The sequence below is a fragment of the Geotalea toluenoxydans JCM 15764 genome, from assembly GCF_001311985.1.
Classification (GTDB): domain Bacteria; phylum Desulfobacterota; class Desulfuromonadia; order Geobacterales; family Geobacteraceae; genus Geotalea; species Geotalea toluenoxydans.
On sequence record NZ_BBCJ01000017.1, the window covers coordinates 42,570 to 57,926 of the forward strand.

Annotated in this window: 21 protein-coding genes and 2 pseudogenes; 7 read left to right on the plus strand and 16 right to left on the minus strand. The window is 54.0% G+C overall.

Features of this window, described 5'->3' with window-relative positions; all coding sequences use genetic code 11:
* The first annotated feature begins 10 nt into the window (after positions 1 to 10).
* The 7 genes and pseudogenes from JCM15764_RS12305 (at position 11) to JCM15764_RS12325 (ending at position 4,597) form a co-directional block, all read left to right on the plus strand.
* Positions 11 to 1,215: pseudogene (locus JCM15764_RS12305) on the plus strand (bifunctional homocysteine S-methyltransferase/methylenetetrahydrofolate reductase).
* Complete coding sequence (locus tag JCM15764_RS28385) at positions 1,212 to 1,412, plus strand: hypothetical protein (RefSeq protein WP_369412313.1); 201 nt, start codon at positions 1,212 to 1,214, stop codon at positions 1,410 to 1,412. Before JCM15764_RS12305 ends, JCM15764_RS28385 begins: the two are co-directional and overlap by 4 nt.
* Before the next feature lie 42 nt (positions 1,413 to 1,454).
* The gene (locus JCM15764_RS12310) at positions 1,455 to 1,865 is read left to right on the plus strand and encodes a hypothetical protein (RefSeq protein ID WP_054696080.1); all 411 of its coding nucleotides are present in this window, start codon (positions 1,455 to 1,457) and stop codon (positions 1,863 to 1,865) included.
* 26 nt (positions 1,866 to 1,891) lie between these two features.
* The gene (locus JCM15764_RS12315; RefSeq protein ID WP_054696083.1) at positions 1,892 to 2,554 is read left to right on the plus strand and encodes a ferredoxin-like domain-containing protein; all 663 of its coding nucleotides are present in this window, start codon (positions 1,892 to 1,894) and stop codon (positions 2,552 to 2,554) included.
* 71 nt (positions 2,555 to 2,625) lie between these two features.
* Positions 2,626 to 3,384 (plus strand): tRNA 2-thiocytidine(32) synthetase TtcA, encoded by a 759-nt coding sequence (gene ttcA, locus JCM15764_RS12320; protein ID WP_054696211.1) that lies wholly within the window; start codon positions 2,626 to 2,628, stop codon positions 3,382 to 3,384.
* Between the two features lie 236 nt (positions 3,385 to 3,620).
* Complete coding sequence (locus JCM15764_RS28390) at positions 3,621 to 4,010, plus strand: 4Fe-4S binding protein (RefSeq protein WP_369412314.1); 390 nt, start codon at positions 3,621 to 3,623, stop codon at positions 4,008 to 4,010.
* Positions 3,950 to 4,597, plus strand: coding sequence for a 4Fe-4S binding protein (locus JCM15764_RS12325; protein WP_369412315.1), 648 nt, complete (start codon positions 3,950 to 3,952; stop codon positions 4,595 to 4,597). Before JCM15764_RS28390 ends, JCM15764_RS12325 begins: the two co-directional genes overlap by 61 nt.
* Positions 4,598 to 4,803: 206 nt before the next feature.
* Here the strand turns inward: JCM15764_RS12325 and JCM15764_RS12330 are convergent, their stop codons facing one another.
* From JCM15764_RS12330 to JCM15764_RS12385, 16 genes and pseudogenes are all read right to left on the minus strand, one after another.
* The gene (locus tag JCM15764_RS12330; protein ID WP_012646010.1) at positions 4,804 to 5,223 is read right to left on the minus strand and encodes a TraR/DksA family transcriptional regulator; all 420 of its coding nucleotides are present in this window, start codon (positions 5,221 to 5,223) and stop codon (positions 4,804 to 4,806) included.
* A gap of 101 nt (positions 5,224 to 5,324) precedes the next feature.
* Positions 5,325 to 6,680 carry a 30S ribosomal protein S12 methylthiotransferase RimO gene (gene rimO, locus JCM15764_RS12335; protein WP_054696087.1) on the minus strand — a complete coding sequence of 452 codons (1,356 nt, stop codon included), beginning with the start codon at positions 6,678 to 6,680 and terminating at the stop codon, positions 5,325 to 5,327.
* Positions 6,681 to 6,778: 98 nt separating this feature from the next.
* Positions 6,779 to 7,264: a YajQ family cyclic di-GMP-binding protein gene (locus JCM15764_RS12340; protein WP_054696090.1), complete on the minus strand. Its 486-nt coding sequence runs from the start codon at positions 7,262 to 7,264 to the stop codon at positions 6,779 to 6,781.
* A 25-nt stretch (positions 7,265 to 7,289) separates the two neighbouring features.
* Positions 7,290 to 8,018: a LolA family protein gene (locus tag JCM15764_RS12345; RefSeq protein ID WP_054696092.1), complete on the minus strand. Its 729-nt coding sequence runs from the start codon at positions 8,016 to 8,018 to the stop codon at positions 7,290 to 7,292.
* Positions 8,019 to 8,137: 119 nt separating this feature from the next.
* A complete protein-coding gene (locus tag JCM15764_RS12350; RefSeq protein ID WP_054696096.1) occupies positions 8,138 to 8,908 on the minus strand; it encodes a LolA family protein in 771 nt (256 codons plus the stop codon).
* A gap of 141 nt (positions 8,909 to 9,049) precedes the next feature.
* Entirely contained in the window at positions 9,050 to 9,619 is a 570-nt protein-coding gene (locus tag JCM15764_RS23405; protein ID WP_369412316.1) for a chemotaxis protein CheW, read from the minus strand.
* Positions 9,538 to 10,017 carry an ATP-binding protein gene (locus tag JCM15764_RS23410; RefSeq protein WP_243688885.1) on the minus strand — a complete coding sequence of 160 codons (480 nt, stop codon included), beginning with the start codon at positions 10,015 to 10,017 and terminating at the stop codon, positions 9,538 to 9,540. The genes JCM15764_RS23405 and JCM15764_RS23410 overlap by 82 nt, the downstream gene beginning before the upstream one ends.
* 51 nt (positions 10,018 to 10,068) lie before the next feature.
* Positions 10,069 to 10,182: pseudogene (locus tag JCM15764_RS28395) on the minus strand (hypothetical protein); the annotation flags it as partial.
* The gene (locus JCM15764_RS23420; protein ID WP_243688886.1) at positions 10,149 to 10,649 is read right to left on the minus strand and encodes an Hpt domain-containing protein; all 501 of its coding nucleotides are present in this window, start codon (positions 10,647 to 10,649) and stop codon (positions 10,149 to 10,151) included. The gene JCM15764_RS23420 and the pseudogene JCM15764_RS28395, both read right to left, overlap by 34 nt.
* A gap of 40 nt (positions 10,650 to 10,689) precedes the next feature.
* On the minus strand, positions 10,690 to 11,121 hold the full coding sequence (locus JCM15764_RS12360; protein WP_054696099.1) for a chemotaxis protein CheW: 432 nt from the start codon (positions 11,119 to 11,121) through the stop codon (positions 10,690 to 10,692).
* Positions 11,118 to 12,398 (minus strand): methyl-accepting chemotaxis protein, encoded by a 1,281-nt coding sequence (locus tag JCM15764_RS12365; RefSeq protein ID WP_054696102.1) that lies wholly within the window; start codon positions 12,396 to 12,398, stop codon positions 11,118 to 11,120. Before JCM15764_RS12365 ends, JCM15764_RS12360 begins: the two co-directional genes overlap by 4 nt.
* A 44-nt stretch (positions 12,399 to 12,442) precedes the next feature.
* Positions 12,443 to 13,375, minus strand: a complete 933-nt coding sequence (locus tag JCM15764_RS12370) for a CheR family methyltransferase (RefSeq protein WP_243688887.1) — start codon at positions 13,373 to 13,375, stop codon at positions 12,443 to 12,445.
* Complete coding sequence (locus JCM15764_RS12375; RefSeq protein WP_054696105.1) at positions 13,344 to 13,682, minus strand: PilZ domain-containing protein; 339 nt, start codon at positions 13,680 to 13,682, stop codon at positions 13,344 to 13,346. Before JCM15764_RS12375 ends, JCM15764_RS12370 begins: the two co-directional genes overlap by 32 nt.
* Before the next feature lie 251 nt (positions 13,683 to 13,933).
* A complete protein-coding gene (locus JCM15764_RS23425) occupies positions 13,934 to 14,332 on the minus strand; it encodes a BON domain-containing protein (RefSeq protein ID WP_243688888.1) in 399 nt (132 codons plus the stop codon).
* A gap of 8 nt (positions 14,333 to 14,340) precedes the next feature.
* The gene (locus JCM15764_RS23430; RefSeq protein ID WP_243688889.1) at positions 14,341 to 14,655 is read right to left on the minus strand and encodes a BON domain-containing protein; all 315 of its coding nucleotides are present in this window, start codon (positions 14,653 to 14,655) and stop codon (positions 14,341 to 14,343) included.
* 174 nt (positions 14,656 to 14,829) lie between these two features.
* A complete protein-coding gene (locus JCM15764_RS12385) occupies positions 14,830 to 15,267 on the minus strand; it encodes a GSU0071 family protein (RefSeq protein WP_054696108.1) in 438 nt (145 codons plus the stop codon).
* Between the last annotated feature and the right edge of the window lie 90 nt (positions 15,268 to 15,357).

A 15,357-nucleotide genomic window follows, 5' to 3' on the forward strand; every position in this document is an offset into this window, starting at 1 on the left:
GATCCGCCGGATGTTCGACGCCCAGGTAGATGCACTGGTCGAGGGGGGAGTAGATCTTTTTCTTCTGGAAACCTTTTCCGATCTCAGGCAGCTGCAAATTGGGGTGGCTGTGGCGAAAAAGACGGGGTTACCTGTCGTTGCAGCATGGCTTTTGGCGAAAACAGCCGCATAGCCGGAGGCGTACCGGTGGAATCAGTTGCCGAGAGGCTGGCTGCTGCCGGAGCCGATGTGATTGGCGCCAACTGTGGCGCAGGGCCGCTTGAAATACTCCGCACAGTGAAGCGCCTGGGCAAGGTCACTGCTCTGCCCATTGCCGTTTATCCCAACAGCGGCTTTCCCGAGTATGTCAATGGCCGCTACCTGTACCGTGCCACTCCCGAATACTTTGCCGGCATGGCTGAAGAGATGGCTGCCGCCGGCGCTGTCCTCATCGGCGGCTGCTGCGGCACTACCCCTGACCATATTCGTGAGATTGCCGCCAGAGTCAAGGGGCGAAAGCCTGCCCCGCGTCAGATATCCACATCTGTGCCCTTGGCCGAACGTGGCGAGACGCAGACTGTGGCGGCGCCCGGTTTCCTTTCGTCCTGGGGGAAAGAGAAGGTGGTAACCGTCGAACTGGACCCGCCACGGGGGCTGGACTGCAGCAATGTGCTCACCGGCAGCCGCATCCTTAAAGAAGCCGGGGCCGATGCCATCAATCTTGCCGAAAACCCTCTGGCTCGGGTGAGAATGGGCAATATCGCCCTGGCCAACCTGATCCAGCGGGAGATCGGCATCGAAGTCATCGTCCACATCACCTGCCGGGACAGGAACCTGCTCGGTTTGCAATCGGATCTGATGGGAGCGAGCCTTCTGGGTATCCGCTCCATTCTGGCTGTGACCGGCGACCCGGCAAGCCTGGGGGAGCAGGCCGGCGCATCCTCGGTGTTCGACCTCAATTCATTCACCCTGATCAAACTCCTGGATGACTTGAACAGGGGGGTCAACGCCCTTGGCAACCCTCTTGGCTGCGGCACCGGTTTCACCATCGGCGCCGCCTTCAATCCCAACACGGCGCGTATGGATGTCCAGACCGGCCGCCTGCTGAAAAAAGTGACCAACGGAGCCTCGTTTGCCCAGACACAACCCATCTATGACCTGAAACGTCTGGATGATATGCTGGAACAGACGGCACAGCTGAACATACCGATCCTGCCGGTGTGCTGCCCCTGGTGAGTGAGAGAAATGCCGAGTTTCTCCACAATGAGGTACCCGGCATTGTCATTCCCGATGAAATAAGAGGGCGGATGAAGGGGAAGGAAAAAGAGGAAGGTGCCCGCGAGGGGCTGGCCATTGCCCGCGAGTTCATTGATGCCGCCCGTGACCGGGTAGGGGGTTTTTATCTGATCCCCCCTTCGGCAGGTACGGGATAGCTGCCGAGCTGGTGAGATACATAAAGGGATAGGAGAATAATCATGAAATTCGGCTTTCGCATGGTACTGCTTGCTGCATCGTTGCTCATGTTTTCCGGTTGCAACTTCGGCTACATCGTGAAAGAGAATTTTGACAAGACTTCCAGATCCTATGCCACAATGCTGCGCTGGCAGGAATTCGATGCAGGTGTTGCCTATGTGGATGCGCCGCTGCGTGACGACTATCGGAAACGTGTCGAGGCTGCCAGGGGTATCAGGGTGCTTGATTCGCGTATCCTCAGCAAGGATTGCGACACTGAAGCCAAGAAGGCGGAGGTGGTAATGGAGCTTGATTACAACATTAGTCCATCGACTACGGTGAGGACCGTTACCGATCTGCAGAAGTGGCGCTATTTCGATGAGGGTGAAAAGAAAGGGTGGCGGTTGGAGTCGCTGCTACCTGAATTTAAGTAAAACTTATCCGAAGTCAGGAGGAAAAAATGAAGAAGGATATTCTGGAAAAAGGGGCCATACTGCAGCGCGACCGGGAAACCTATGCAGTCGCTCCCCACATTCCGGGGGGAATTGTCGATACTGCAACCCTGCGCAAGATCTGTGACGTAGCGGATAAATACAAGGTCCAGGCGGTGAAGATTACCTCGGCCCAGCGTATTGCCCTGGTGGGCATCAAGGAAGAAGACCTGGACGGGGTCTGGGCCGACCTGGCCACAGCACCCGGTGCCGCCATTGGACTATGCGTGCGCAGCGTCAAGATCTGTCCGGGGACCAGCTTCTGCAAGCGCGGAATTCAGGACTCCATATCCCTGGGGCTCAAGCTGGACAAGATCTACCACGCCATGGAGCTGCCCAACAAGCTGAAGATGGGGGTTTCCGGCTGCATGGTTTCCTGTGCCGAACCGGCAATAAAGGACATCGGAATCATGGGCACCAACAAGGGGTGGCGGGTTATGGTGGGAGGCAATGCCGGCGCCCGGCCTCGTCTTGCCGATATGTTGGTGGACAATGTGCCGACGGAAGAAGAGGTGTTGGAGATAGTGGCGAAGATCATCGCCTGGTATAAGCAATCCGCCAACCAGAACCGCCTTGGCCGCATCGTCGACGAAATGGGGATCGACCGCTTCCGCCAGGAAGTTCTGGGGTAGTTCCTCGACCGATACTGTTTGCATAGGGAAGGGCGGTCCCATGGGATCGCCTTTGCTTGTTGGAGTTTTTTGTGGCACTGATTGAAGATGCGTTGTACAGAAGGATCAAGAACCGGGTCGGGCGCGCCATTGCAGAGTACGGCCTGATCGAGGAAGGGGACCGGATTGCCGTGGGGGTTTCGGGGGGCAAGGACTCCTATACCCTGCTGCACATGCTGGACACCCTGAGACGGCGGGCGCCGGTGCGCTACGAGATCGTCGCCATCAACATCGACTCGGGATACCCCGGTTTCAGGGCGGACATCATCGAAGAACATCTCCATGAGAACGGCTTTACCGTGCATATGGAGAAAACAGATCATTACGGCATCATCAAGGAAAAGCGGCGGCCCGATTCCTCCTACTGCTCCATCTGTGCCCGCCTCAAAAGAGGAGCTCTCTATGCCCTGGCCCAGCAGCACAATTGCAACAAGCTGGCGCTGGGTCACCACATGGACGATTTCATCGAAACCCTGCTGCTCAACCAGTTCTTTGTCGGCGCACTCAAGGCGATGGCGCCGGGGATGCTGGCCGACAACGGGCTGACGACGGTGATCAGGCCGCTCGTTTATGTATCTGAAGAAGACATCATTCAATTTTCCCGCAACAACCGTTTCCCTGTGGTCTGTTGCTGCTGCCCGGTTTGTGGTTCCGCCGATCAGCAACGCAGAAGGATGAAAGAACTTCTGAAGGAGCTGGAAAAGGAAAATCCATACATCAAAAAGAGTCTCTTAAGGGCTCTCGCCAATGTGCAGCCGCGCCACCTTCTGGACAAGAGACTGAAATCCTGATGCGGCTGACTTCCTTTCTGTGGCGGCGGCTGCGCCCGATTTTCACAGCTTTCAGTCGCTTCCAGTCCCTGATCTCGTCCCGGGCAGCCAGATAGCCGCAGTAGATAACAGTTACCGCTCCCGTTACAACGATAAGTTCCATTTTTCCCCTCCCCACTCTTTATGGTCAAACCATAGCATGGGTTTGGGACACAATAAGTCGCAAAAGTATGTGGCGCTCTGTAGGGATCCAATATATGAGTCAACGATATATTCAGCCCCTGAGGATCATGATCCAGTGGGGTTTTCTCCTCTTCTCCCTTTACCTGGGGATCCTCTTTTTCCGTTTTGTCTACCATCTCCGCCTGGGCGCATCGGGCCCGCTCCCTGGCAGGCCGGAAGGGATCGAGGCCTTCCTGCCCATCTCCGCCCTTTTGAGCTTGAAGGATTGGCTGACCAGCGGTTCCATCAATCCGGTACATCCTGCTGCTCTGGTCATTTTTCTCAGTGTCGTTGCCGTTTCCTTCCTGCTGAAGCGGTCATTCTGTTCCTGGATCTGTCCGGTGGGAACCATTTCAGAGGTGCTGTGGAAGGTGGATTCAGCATCTTCAGGCGCAACATCCAGCCCCCCCGCTGGCTGGACCTGATTTTGCGAAGTATCAAGTTCCTGCTGCTCGCTTTTTTTCTCTATTCAATCTTCTTTGCCATGCTGCCGGAGCAGGTCACCGCTTTCATCTATTCCGATTACAACAAGATCGCCGATGTGAGACTCCTGGACTTTTTCCTCAACCTGTCAGGGCGGCCTCTGGTGATAATCGGCCTGCTTGTGCTGCTATCACTGGGGCTACGCAATCCTTTCTGCCGCTTTCTTTGCCCCTATGGCGCTCTTCTTGGGCTGATATCGCTTTTTTCACCAGTGAAGGCAACCCGGAACAAAGGCGCTTGCGTATCCTGCGGCGTCTGCAACCAGGTTTGCCCTTCGTACATCCCCGTCATGTCCAGGGAGCGGGTTCATTCGGAAGAGTGCATCGGCTGCCTGCGCTGTGTCAGCCACTGTCGCGCAGAGGGGGCTTTGGCCATGAAGCTTACCGGACGCAAGGTTACGGTGAATGGGGTGGTTTTTGCCATGCTGGTGGTTTTGTTTTTCTGGGGAGGGACAATGATCGGCAAGATGGGCGGGCACTGGCATACTGCCATCACAGCAGCGGAATACGGTCGGCTGCTCGGCAGATAAAATGAATTTAGCACTTTCAGGGAGGTCAGCCGAGGCTTCTGGAGAGAGTGACAGAGCCATAGCGGCGAGGAATCCGAAGAAGCTACCCCCTCAATCCCCCCTACGGAGTAGGGGGGAAGCGAACGTAAGTGAGCAGGGGGGTGGGATTGTCCTAAAAACAAAAAAGGGCGCTGCTTCCGCGGCGCCCTTTTTTGCTTGTTGGCTTTTCAGGCCTCTTCTTCTTCGCCCAGTGCGATTTCCCGGTATGCTCGGTCTTCTTCAAACCGCTTGGTCTGGGCCTGCAGCTTTTCAATATCCGCCTTGCACTTGACGCAATAGCGGGCAAAGGGGACTATCTTCAGCCGGCCAATGGGAATCTCTTCTTCGCATTCTTCGCAAATGCCATACTCTTCCTCTTCGATCTTCAGCAGAGCCTCATCAATATTGCGCAGTTTCTCCCGCTCGCGGTCGTCGAGCAAAAGCCCCAGTTCCCGATCCCGTTCGCTGGATGCCTGATCATAAATATCGCCGCTTGGTTCGTTGGTGGGAATATCCGAACCTGATTTGAGAGACTTGCTGATTTCCTTGATGGTCTCTTCTTTCATCTTAAGGAGGATGGCTTTCATCTCATCCAGTTTATCAACCATAAATGCGCTCCGTTCCTTGAGTTTACCGCCGTAAAAGGCGTCGCAATAATACAGCAATAGTTTTCTTTGTCAAGGGAAAAGCCCTCTTTAAAATGGCGTCTTTAGGGGCTTTGGGAAACTATTTCACCGATGAGATCATAATCGGAGGAATCGGTGATCCTTAATCTTACAATCTCGCCAACCTGTGCATTCCCCGCTGTAATGTATACCTGTCCGTCAATGTCCGGGGCCTGTCTTGACGAACGTCCCTTAAGCAGGAGTTCGGTTTCTTCGCTGTATCCTTCGATAAGCACCATTTCTTCCTTATCGACCAGGCTGCGGTTATGCTTGAATGATACTCGCGCCTGGGTCCGCATCAACTTCTTGTAACGTTCCCTCTTGATCCGTTCGGAAACCTGTTCGGCCATCTCGAATGCAGGTGTGCCCTCTTCCCTGGAGTAGCAGAACACCCCCATGCGATCGAAGCGGGTTTCTTCAACAAATTGAACAAGCTTCTTGAAGTCGTCGTCTGTTTCACCGGGAAAACCGACAATGAATGAGGTCCTGATGGCAATACCCGGTACTTCCGTCCTCAGCTTTGCAATAAGTTCCCTGATCTCAGCTTCACTGCTCCTGCGGTTCATCTGTTTCAGAATCGGGTCGCTGATGTGCTGGAGAGGTATGTCCAGGTATTTGCATACCTTGTCCTCTTCCTTGATCAGCTTGATCAGGCTGTCGCTGATGCCGTCGGGGTAGGCATAGAGCAGACGGATCCATTGCAATCCCTCCAGTTTTACCAGCGACCTGATCAGCACCTCAAGGGTTGCTCCTTCGTTCAGGTCCCTGCCATAGCCGGTAATATCCTGGGCAATGAGGTTGATCTCCCTGACCCCCTTGGCGACCAACCCCTCTGCTTCCCTGAGAAGCTTGTCCATGGGACGGGACCTGAAAGAGCCCCGCAGGGAAGGGATGACACAGTATGAACAGCAGTTGGAACAGCCTTCGGCGATCTTGAGATATGCGGTGTAGTAGGGGGACGACTGCAACCTGGGCAGTTCGTCATCATAGAGAAAGTTGGGATCGCCGGTATAGCAGAGCTGTTCCGAAAGTCCCCGTTTTTCGGCAATGATTTCAGCAATACGGGGGTAATCGCCGGTGCCGACAAAAATGTCGACCTCGGGTAGTTCTTTGACCAGTTCCTCCTGATACCGCTGGGGAAGGCATCCGGTGACGATCAGCATTTTACAGCGGGCATCATGTTTGCGGTCGGCCAGGTCCAGAATGGTGTCGATGCTCTCCTGCTTTGCTTCCTTGATAAAAGAACAGGTGTTGACAATGATGATATCGGCTTCATGTTCGTCGGTGGTTACCTCGTAGCTGTCCTTTGACAGGTAGCCAAGCATTACCTCGGCGTCCACCAGGTTTTTCGGGCAGCCCAGACTGACCAGACTTACTTTTTCTTTACTGTTCGTACTCAAATTTACTCCTTTTTTAGCGATCGGCGGTATTCAGTCGGCGGTCGGCAGTCGGCGGTCGGTAGTCGGCTGCTGATGGTGCCCCGGCCTGGTTCACTCGGCTACTGCCTGAAATTGACGAACTGCAGATCGAGGCCCAGGTCTTTGCCCTTGAGCAGTTGGATGACCTGCTGCAGGTCGTCGATGTTCTTTCCCGTTACACGTACCTGATCATCCTGGATCTGGCTTTGCACCTTCAGCTTGGTCTCCTTGATGACATTGTTGATCTCCTTGCCCTTTTCCTTGGATACTCCCTGCTGAATGTCGATCACCTGGCGCACCATGCTGCCGGAGGCATTTTCCACCTTGCCGTACTGCAAAGCCTTGGCTGAAATGCCCCTCTTGATGAACTTGGACTGCAGGATGTCGATGATTGCCTTGAGCCGGAAGTCATCTTCGGTCAGAACCTTGATGGCATCCTTTTCAAGGGTGACCTCGCTCTTCGAACCCTTGAAATCGTAACGCTGGGCTATCTCCTTTACTGCTTGATTTACGGCGTTGTCAACTTCCTGCATATCAACTTTTGATACGATATCGAATGACGGCATCTCTCCTCCTGAATAACATCTGATGTCATTTAGTCTGACCGGGATTGACAACCTCTACCCCGCTCGGTACCTTGAAATTGAACCTGTCGCTGCGTATGCCCCGGTTAACCTTGATGTTGCTGAATTCAATGGCCGTGCGGTTGCCGTAAGAGTCGAAAACGACCGAATAGGCAATGGGGAATGGATCGGCAGCCTGTCCTTCCCTGGTAAAGCTTGCCACGGCCTGTGCCTCGATGCCAAGATGCAGCTTTGCCATTGCCTGGCTTGGCTTCTTGGGTATCAGCTCCAGGAGGTAATTTCCTTTTTTGTCGCGGCCATCGCCGGCAAACCTGATGTTGAAATCCCTTGAGACGTGTCCCATGCCGCTCAGATAGTTGAGGGCGACCGAATTGCCCCCCTCGAACAGAGAAGCCACATCCGAAACCATTACCTGCTTGTTTTCAGGCAGATAATACCAGACCTTTTTGCCATTGGAGATAATCTGCTGCCTGGGCTTCGAATAGTTGAAGCTGAACATGGCCTGCCCGTTTGCTCCTTTTTTCAGGAACAGTTCTCCGGCGCCACGCTCTTTGCGTTTCATCGATGCGATTTCTGTCTGCTGGGAAAAATCGGCCTGCAGGTCGTTCAATGTCCTGTAGCCCTGTTCGAGAGTTTTGACCACATCGTTCATTTCTGCAGCTAACCCATGCTGCGGCAGAGCCGATTGCAGCAGAACCACGCATGACAAAAGCAGGATGGAAAAACATGAACGCATTTGAAGCACCTCTTTGGGGATAGCGATTCCCTATAAATTTACAAAGGCGACATTTGATCATGTCGCCTTTTGTCCTGGCAAAGGTCGAAGAAACCCTGATTCCTACGGTGGCGAAGGCCTTACAACATCGACTCGGCCGGAATGATAAACTCGAAAAGCTGGTCGGACATGATGGTGTTGGCTCTGATGTTGCTGAATTCCATTATAGTGGTATTTTGCTGATGATCAACCACAGTTGTTGACAGAACGGGGAAAGCCAGGTCCTGCCGGAGCGGGTCGTTGAAGAGCCTGGCAATATCGCGGTTGTTTTGAACATAGAGCAGAACCGCATCCCGGCGAACGGCGATGAACAGTTTCTCTATGGTTGCCGTAGCACGACGCGGCGTCAGCTCAAGGATGTAATTGCCTTCGATATCCTGTGCCTGGGAGGGAGCAGTGATAAGGAAATCTTTCGAGATCCGCCCCAGCCCCTGAAGGAAGTTGGAGGCGCGGTCCCGGTCCGGGTTGAACCGGGAGGGCTCGAAGACGAAGCTCACATCGCTCAAGAGCACCTTGCGGCTTTCCGGCAGATACATCCACAAGGTTCTTCCGTTGCTGACAATCTCCTGGGTGGTGGGACGGAAGTAATCAAAACGGAACTTGAGGGGATCACCGTCCGTTGCAGCCTTGAGGAACATCTGCCCGTCGGCGCGCATTTCCCTGTTCTCCTTGGCTATGGTTGAGCGCTGAAAGAAATCGGCGGTCAGGGTACTGAGTGCCCGGTAGGACTGTTCCACCGTGTTGACGACGTCCTTCAGGCCTACAGTAATCTTCTCTGCCGCACTGGCTTCGGCTGAAATTGCCGTCAGGACAAGGAACAGGGCAATGATCGCTCTTCCCGTGATTTTCATGATTGCTCTCCCATAAAAACAGCAAAATGCTATATCACATGACTGTCAATATTGCCACAAGTCTTTGACCTCCGCAACTGACTTTCAGCTGCTTCAAATGAAATTCAAGTCATAAGATTTGACGCTGACGGGCGGCATGCGTTAAAGCAGGTTCGGTATATCCAGGATGTAAACGATTTCTCCGTCCCCCAGAATGGCGCTGCCAAGCAGCCCTTTCAGCTTCAGCAGCGGCCTGCCCAGCGGTTTTATGAACAGCTCATGTTGTGTCAGAAATGAGTCCACAACGAGGCCGAGCTTTTTGCCCCTGATTTCGCAGGTGATGAGAGAGATGTCTCCCCCTGCCGTGGGCATGGGGGGGAGGCGTAAAATGCGGTTAAGGCTGAGAAGGGGAATGGTTTCCCCCTCCAGGATGAAGACGCTCTGTTTCCCCTTTTTCAGGATCAGGTCCCTTTCCAGCTGACGGGTCTGCGTAATGGCGTTTACCGGCACTGCCACCTTCATCTGTCCGCAGCAGACAACCAGGGTCTGCATAATGGATATGCCGGCCGGGACACTCAGGTGAAACCTGCTTCCCTTACCCTGCTCCGTGTCGATCAGCAGTGTGCCCCCAAGTGCATGAACTGCCGATTTCACAGCATCCATGCCGACTCCGCGTCCGGAGACCTCGGTGACTTCCCCGGCTGTGGAAAAGCCGGGCAGGCAAGTGAGCATAAGGCATTGTGCTTCGACAAACCCGCTGCCTCTTCCCTGGTGATCAGCCCCTTTTCCAGAGCGGATGAAATGAGCTGGGCAGGCTCCATTCCCTTGCCGTCATCCTCGACTATGATCGAGACCCGGTCTTTCTCCCTGCGAACCGACAGGCGAATCTTCCCCTTTGCCGGCTTGCCGGCGGCCAGGCGTTCTCCCGGAAGTTCAATGCCGTGATCGACCCCATTGCGCAGGATATGGATCAGGGGGTCAGATAATGATTCGAGGATTCCTCGATCCAGCTCCACTTCACTGCCGCTGATCTCAAGAGTGATTTCCTTGCCTGTTTTTTTTGCCAGATCACGGACAACTCTGGGGAAACGGTCGCCGATCTGGAAAAAAGGAATAAGCCGGGCTTTCATGACTTGATCATGCAGGCTGCGTAGCAGTTTCCCCAGCTCAATGCAGGCATCATCCAGGTCGGGGTGTCTGAGGCGGCTGCTGACGGTGAAAATCCTGGATTTACTGGTTATTAGCTCCCCGGTAAGGTTGATCAGAGAATCGAGAAGTTCTGTCCTGACCCGGATGGTCGGTGAACCGTCTGCCTCTGGGGGAGAGTCGTTTGCTTTTGCCGTAGGCGCGGGGGACCGGTTTTTGTGGTTGGCGAAGGAGCATCGTTGCGGGGAAAGTTGACAATCCGGCGGATCAGGTCGTTGCTACTGCGGTTGGCGGTAACGTTCCGGTCAACATCGCCGATCATTGTTTCCAGCAGGTCTGCCCCTTCGAGAAACAGATCTGCGGCCAGGCTATCGAATACCAGAGCCCCCTTGCGCAACCGGTCCATGAGGTCTTCCAACTTGTGGGCCAGTTCAGAGATGTCACCGTATCCCATGGATGCCGCCATTCCCTTTATGGAGTGGGCGGCGCGAAAAAGGGCGTCCAGGGTGCTGCGATCGCCGGGGTCACCTTCCAGAGAGAGTATGTGATTGCCGATGGCTCTGAGATGTTCTCGCGATTCGGTAACAAAGAGCTCCCTGTAGTGGGACATGTCCATGAATCAGGCTCCCCCGCTTCGGTTGCCGCTATTTACCCCATCAGCCATTGATGGTTGCCTCCAGTCTCTGCAACAGCTTGTCCAGGGCCAGAAGCCTGATTACCTGCGTACCGTCGGAAATAATCCAATCGCTCAGTTCATCGTCTTCCTCTGCCGGCTTACGTTCCATTGTCTCTGTGGCCGCAATAGCCAGAACTCCATCCACCCGGATTGCAAGGCTGGCAAAGCGGTCTTCCAATACCAGTATCTTTCCGTCAAATTTGCGGCTGCCCTGGTTCAGCATGAGGGACAGGTCGACAACCGCCTTGATATTGCCATGTGAGTTCATGGCGCCGATCAAATGAGCCGGTGCCCGGGGAATCGGGGATAATGGCGGGGGCTCGACAACTTCCGCCACCTGTTGAAGATCGATTGCGTAGGTGGAATCCATGAGGGTGAAAAGAAGATAACGGCTGGTGTCTGACTCGCTCATGACTCCGGAGTTTCTCCACCGGGGGTGCGGAATTGTTCGACGACCTTGAGCAGCGCTTCGGCCAGCTTGGTCAGCTCAATGGTCGCCCGGACCATCTCCTGCATGGCGGACGATTGCTCTACTGTCGCTGCCGAGACTTCTTCCGTAGCCGCAGCGTTGTCTTCGGCAACTTTGGCAATCTCATCGATCATTCCCACCATCTTGCCGGCGCCTTCGGACTGCAGTTGTGAAAGTTCCGTGATGCTGCTGGTCTTGCGTTCGGTTTCCATGACGGTGTTGAGAATGTCCCGAAAAGATTCTGCCGTGGTATCGATATTTCTTTTACCAGCTTCAATATTTCTAGAGCTATCGGTAATGGTCTCGTAGACTCTGCGGCTTTCTTCCTTGACCATGCTGATCAGTTCGATGATGTCGGCTGCCGATTTTCCGGTGCCGTCTGCAAGCTTGCGTACCTCATCGGCGACGACGGCAAAACCTCTTCCGTATTCACCTGCTTTTGCTGCTTCTATGGAGGCATTCAGGGCGAGGAGATTGGTCTGGCGGGCGATTTCACCGATAAAATCGGCAATTCTTCCCACCTGCAGCAGCTTGGCATTCAGGTCCATGAACTGGACGCCGACCCGTTCCACATCGTCGAAGAAGAGCTTGACGCGCATCAGGGAGTCCTTGGCCAGGTCTCCCCCCCGATGGGCGGTTAAACTGGTTTCCCTGGCGGCTCTTGAAGCCTCGTTTGCCCTTCTGGAAATCATCTCCATTGAGGCAGCCATTTCATGGATGACCTTGGAACTCCTGGTGACCATCTCTGCCTGGGTTTCAGCCCCCCTGGAGATCTGCTCCACAGCCTGTGCCACTTCCTCTGTGGAAGCGTTTATTTCCAGGGCGTTTGAAGAGATTGTCCGGGACGAGAGAGAGACCCGTTCAGAGGTTTCCCTGATGTGCTTGACCAACTGGCGCAGGTTCTGCACCATCAGGTTGATGGAATCGGAAATGTCGTGGGTCTCGTCCTTGAAATAGGCATCCTTGAGTTTGATCTCCCTGGTCAGGTCGCCTCTGCTTATGTCTTCCGTCGCCGCAGTAAGAAGGGAGAAATTCTTGGTAAAGCTCTTGGAAAAGAACCAGCCGAGAATCAGGCCGATGGTAACGGCAACGGCATAGGTGAGGATATTGGTGCCTTCCGGCGAATACCCCACATGTTTGACAAGACCGGGGGTGAAGGCGACAGTGGCGACAACCAGTATGAAACCGAGGATGAATTTGTAACCTATGGCAATACGCATGGAACTCTCCCTGAAGGATCTGGACCTGCTTCAGAACCTGATACTCAAACGGCCCGATAAATGCGTTCTATGGGGCAAACCGTATTGAAAAGCTCCCGTGAAGCCGAAAAGGGTCTCCGACTTACCGAGCACGAGAAATCCCCCTTGTTCCAGCACGGTGGCAAAGCCTGCATGATCTTCTGCTGCTGTGAACGTTCGAAATAGATGAGTACATTCCGGCAGAGGATCAGATCGCTCACCGGGTAGCTGCTTGTGTCGAAGAGATCGCTCTGCCGGAATGTGACCATTTCCTTTATTTCAGGCAGCAGATGGTACTTCGAACCCACTTGCGTGAAGTAGCGTGTCTTTACCGGGTCAGGAACCTCCGCCATTCTATCCTCTCCATAAACTCCTGCCCGAGCTGCCTGGAGGGTGTCGGCATCCACATCGGTAGCCAGGATGGATACGTTCAGGTCCTGCAGATCTTCCTGGAAATGCTCCTTGAGGATGATGGCCAGACTGTACGGCTCTTCACCACTGGCGCAGCCGACGCTCCACAGCCTGAGTTCCCGTTGCTCCCGGTTTTTGCACTGCTGAATCAATTGGGGGATGATCTCTTCTTTTACTTTGCGGAAGGTGAGGGGATTTCTGAAAAACTGGCTGACATGGATGGTAAGAACCTTGTACAGGAGCTCCAGTTCCACCTCGCTGCCCAAGAGGAGCTCGCAGTAGTCTTCGGCCGTTTTGCAGTGAGTCGCCCTGACCCTGATGCCGATGCGCCGCTTTATGCACTTGTCTTTATAACAATCGAGGTTGAATCCTTTCAGACTCTTGAGGACTTTGCCTATGGTGCCGAATGATTCAGGTGAGATATCAAGGGGGGTATCTTCCGCCAGATTTATATCCTCATTTGGGTTAGCATCAGGTTTGACGAGGCCCGTCCCGTTAAACAGGCTGAAGGCAATGTCAATACCTGTCCAGTTCCCGGCACAGTGCATTGAATGCATCTTCTCCGTCTAATATCCTGATTATCCTGACGCCCATGCCGCTCTTCTTCACCAGTCGCAGCATGTTTGCCGGTACCTTCTTTGCCCACATGACGCGGGCTTCCATCCTGACAAGGGTCGTCTCGTCGATGGCCAGATCAACTCTTACGTCGCATCCCGGCGAAGCGACGTTTGCTGTTTTGATGAAAAGGCCGTGATGGGAGATATCTTCAGTAAAGGCAATGCGGTCGGCCTGGAGCAGCCCGAATTTAACCGACAGCCTTTTTCGCAGCCTTTTTATCCTTCGCTTGTCAGCCATCGGTCGTTATCCCAAGGTGCAATAAGTGCCGACAGATTAACACAATTTTTCCATATCTCACAGCTAAAACTGGTTCGGTAACGTTTCACCCGAACCGACTCAGGCCGGGTATCAGCTGAGTAACCGGTGGCGGCAAAAGGGGAGGATTGGTGGCCAGATAGGCAACTGGGGGTATTCTTTTAGAAGGATGGAAAGGGCAACGTTATTTTGAGTGGAAATTTCCCCTTTGACACGGCAGCGGTAAGAAGCCATCACTCCTGGTGTTGCAGCAGGTTCTTTACGCTGTCCACCCGGAATACATACCAGGCATCGGCTTCTGCCATCCGTCGTTCCGTTTCGTTGGTCACCAGCCCTTCCAGGGTTACCGCATAATCGCGGCAACGGACACGTATTTGGGTCGCATTGACGAAAGGATCCTTTTCCAGGGCCAGGCGGATCCCATCGATGACCTCGTCGTCGTTGTCTTCTTCCGGCGGGCTTATCTCAAGCCCGTTGATGACATCTCTGCTGCCGGGAACCCACCACGCCAGAACGCCGGCCATCCGTTTCTGGGAAAGGCTTGCCACCTGGCCGTTAAGGGTTACCACCCCCTTGTCAACCGCCACTTCAATTGCACCCGACGCGGCTAACGGCTCTCTTACCGACTCCATCTGCCCTTTTACCAAGGCGCGAAGTGCATATGGTTCCAGAAGATTTTCAGCGACAATGGCATTGCAGACGTGGTCCTTATCTCGCCATCTTCCATACGTTCGGCAGGCATGACATGGAGCCGGTCGATGATCGCCGAAACTCCGGGGACCTTGCCCGCTGCTTCGAGGGCGATCTTCTTTGCTGCCAGGGTTTCTGTTTCCCCGGTCAGCGTTACCTCTCCGTTGCTGTAATCGACTCTGATCGGGCTTGCATGGAGGTTTATCAGCGGTTCCCGTTCAAATGCCGCCATTACCTCTCTGGTAACGTCATCTCTGTTTTTCATGGGTCCCCCCGGTTAAAATAGTCAATGTAAGTAAATTTTAACTCAAAAATTGCCGCGGTCATCTGTCCGGGTAAAAAAGGGGGGAGCGAAGGGGCGTTTTGGTGAATTGGAAAGGGCGAAACAGGAAAGGCGGCCTCTGCAAGCCGCCTATCCTCGATCCGCTTTAAAATGGGGTCAGTTCATTTGCTCAAGTTCGTGTTCGGCAAGTTGGGCTATCTCCAGGTAAATGGCGATCATCACGCCGATGTCGCACCATTTCCTGGCGATGGTGCGGATCAACGACCAGCCATTCACTAAAGTACCGGCAAAAAGGAAGATGCCCACGGTCCGGTCCTCTTCAAAGCCCATCAGAATGACGGCATAGACGGCGATGGTGACCATTGACGCAAGCCAGGCAAGTTCCGGTCCTTTGAACGGATTTGACATGACCCGAAGAAAGTCGATGTAGTAATTGCTCAGTCCGCGGACCTTTTGCAAGAATTCGTTGACACCTTCTTTTCCCTGTTTCAGATAGGCATAGGAAAGAAACCTTTCGGTGGCACGCTTTCTTCCGGCGGTCATCCGCTCATGGACGTACTTTTCGATTGCCTCGTCGATTATTTCCGTGTTCATGACTGTCACCTCACTTCTGTTGCAGTGCTCTCAGCGATGGAAAATCATACATTATTCGTGCCGATCTCGCGCCGGGGAAATCTGCTGTCC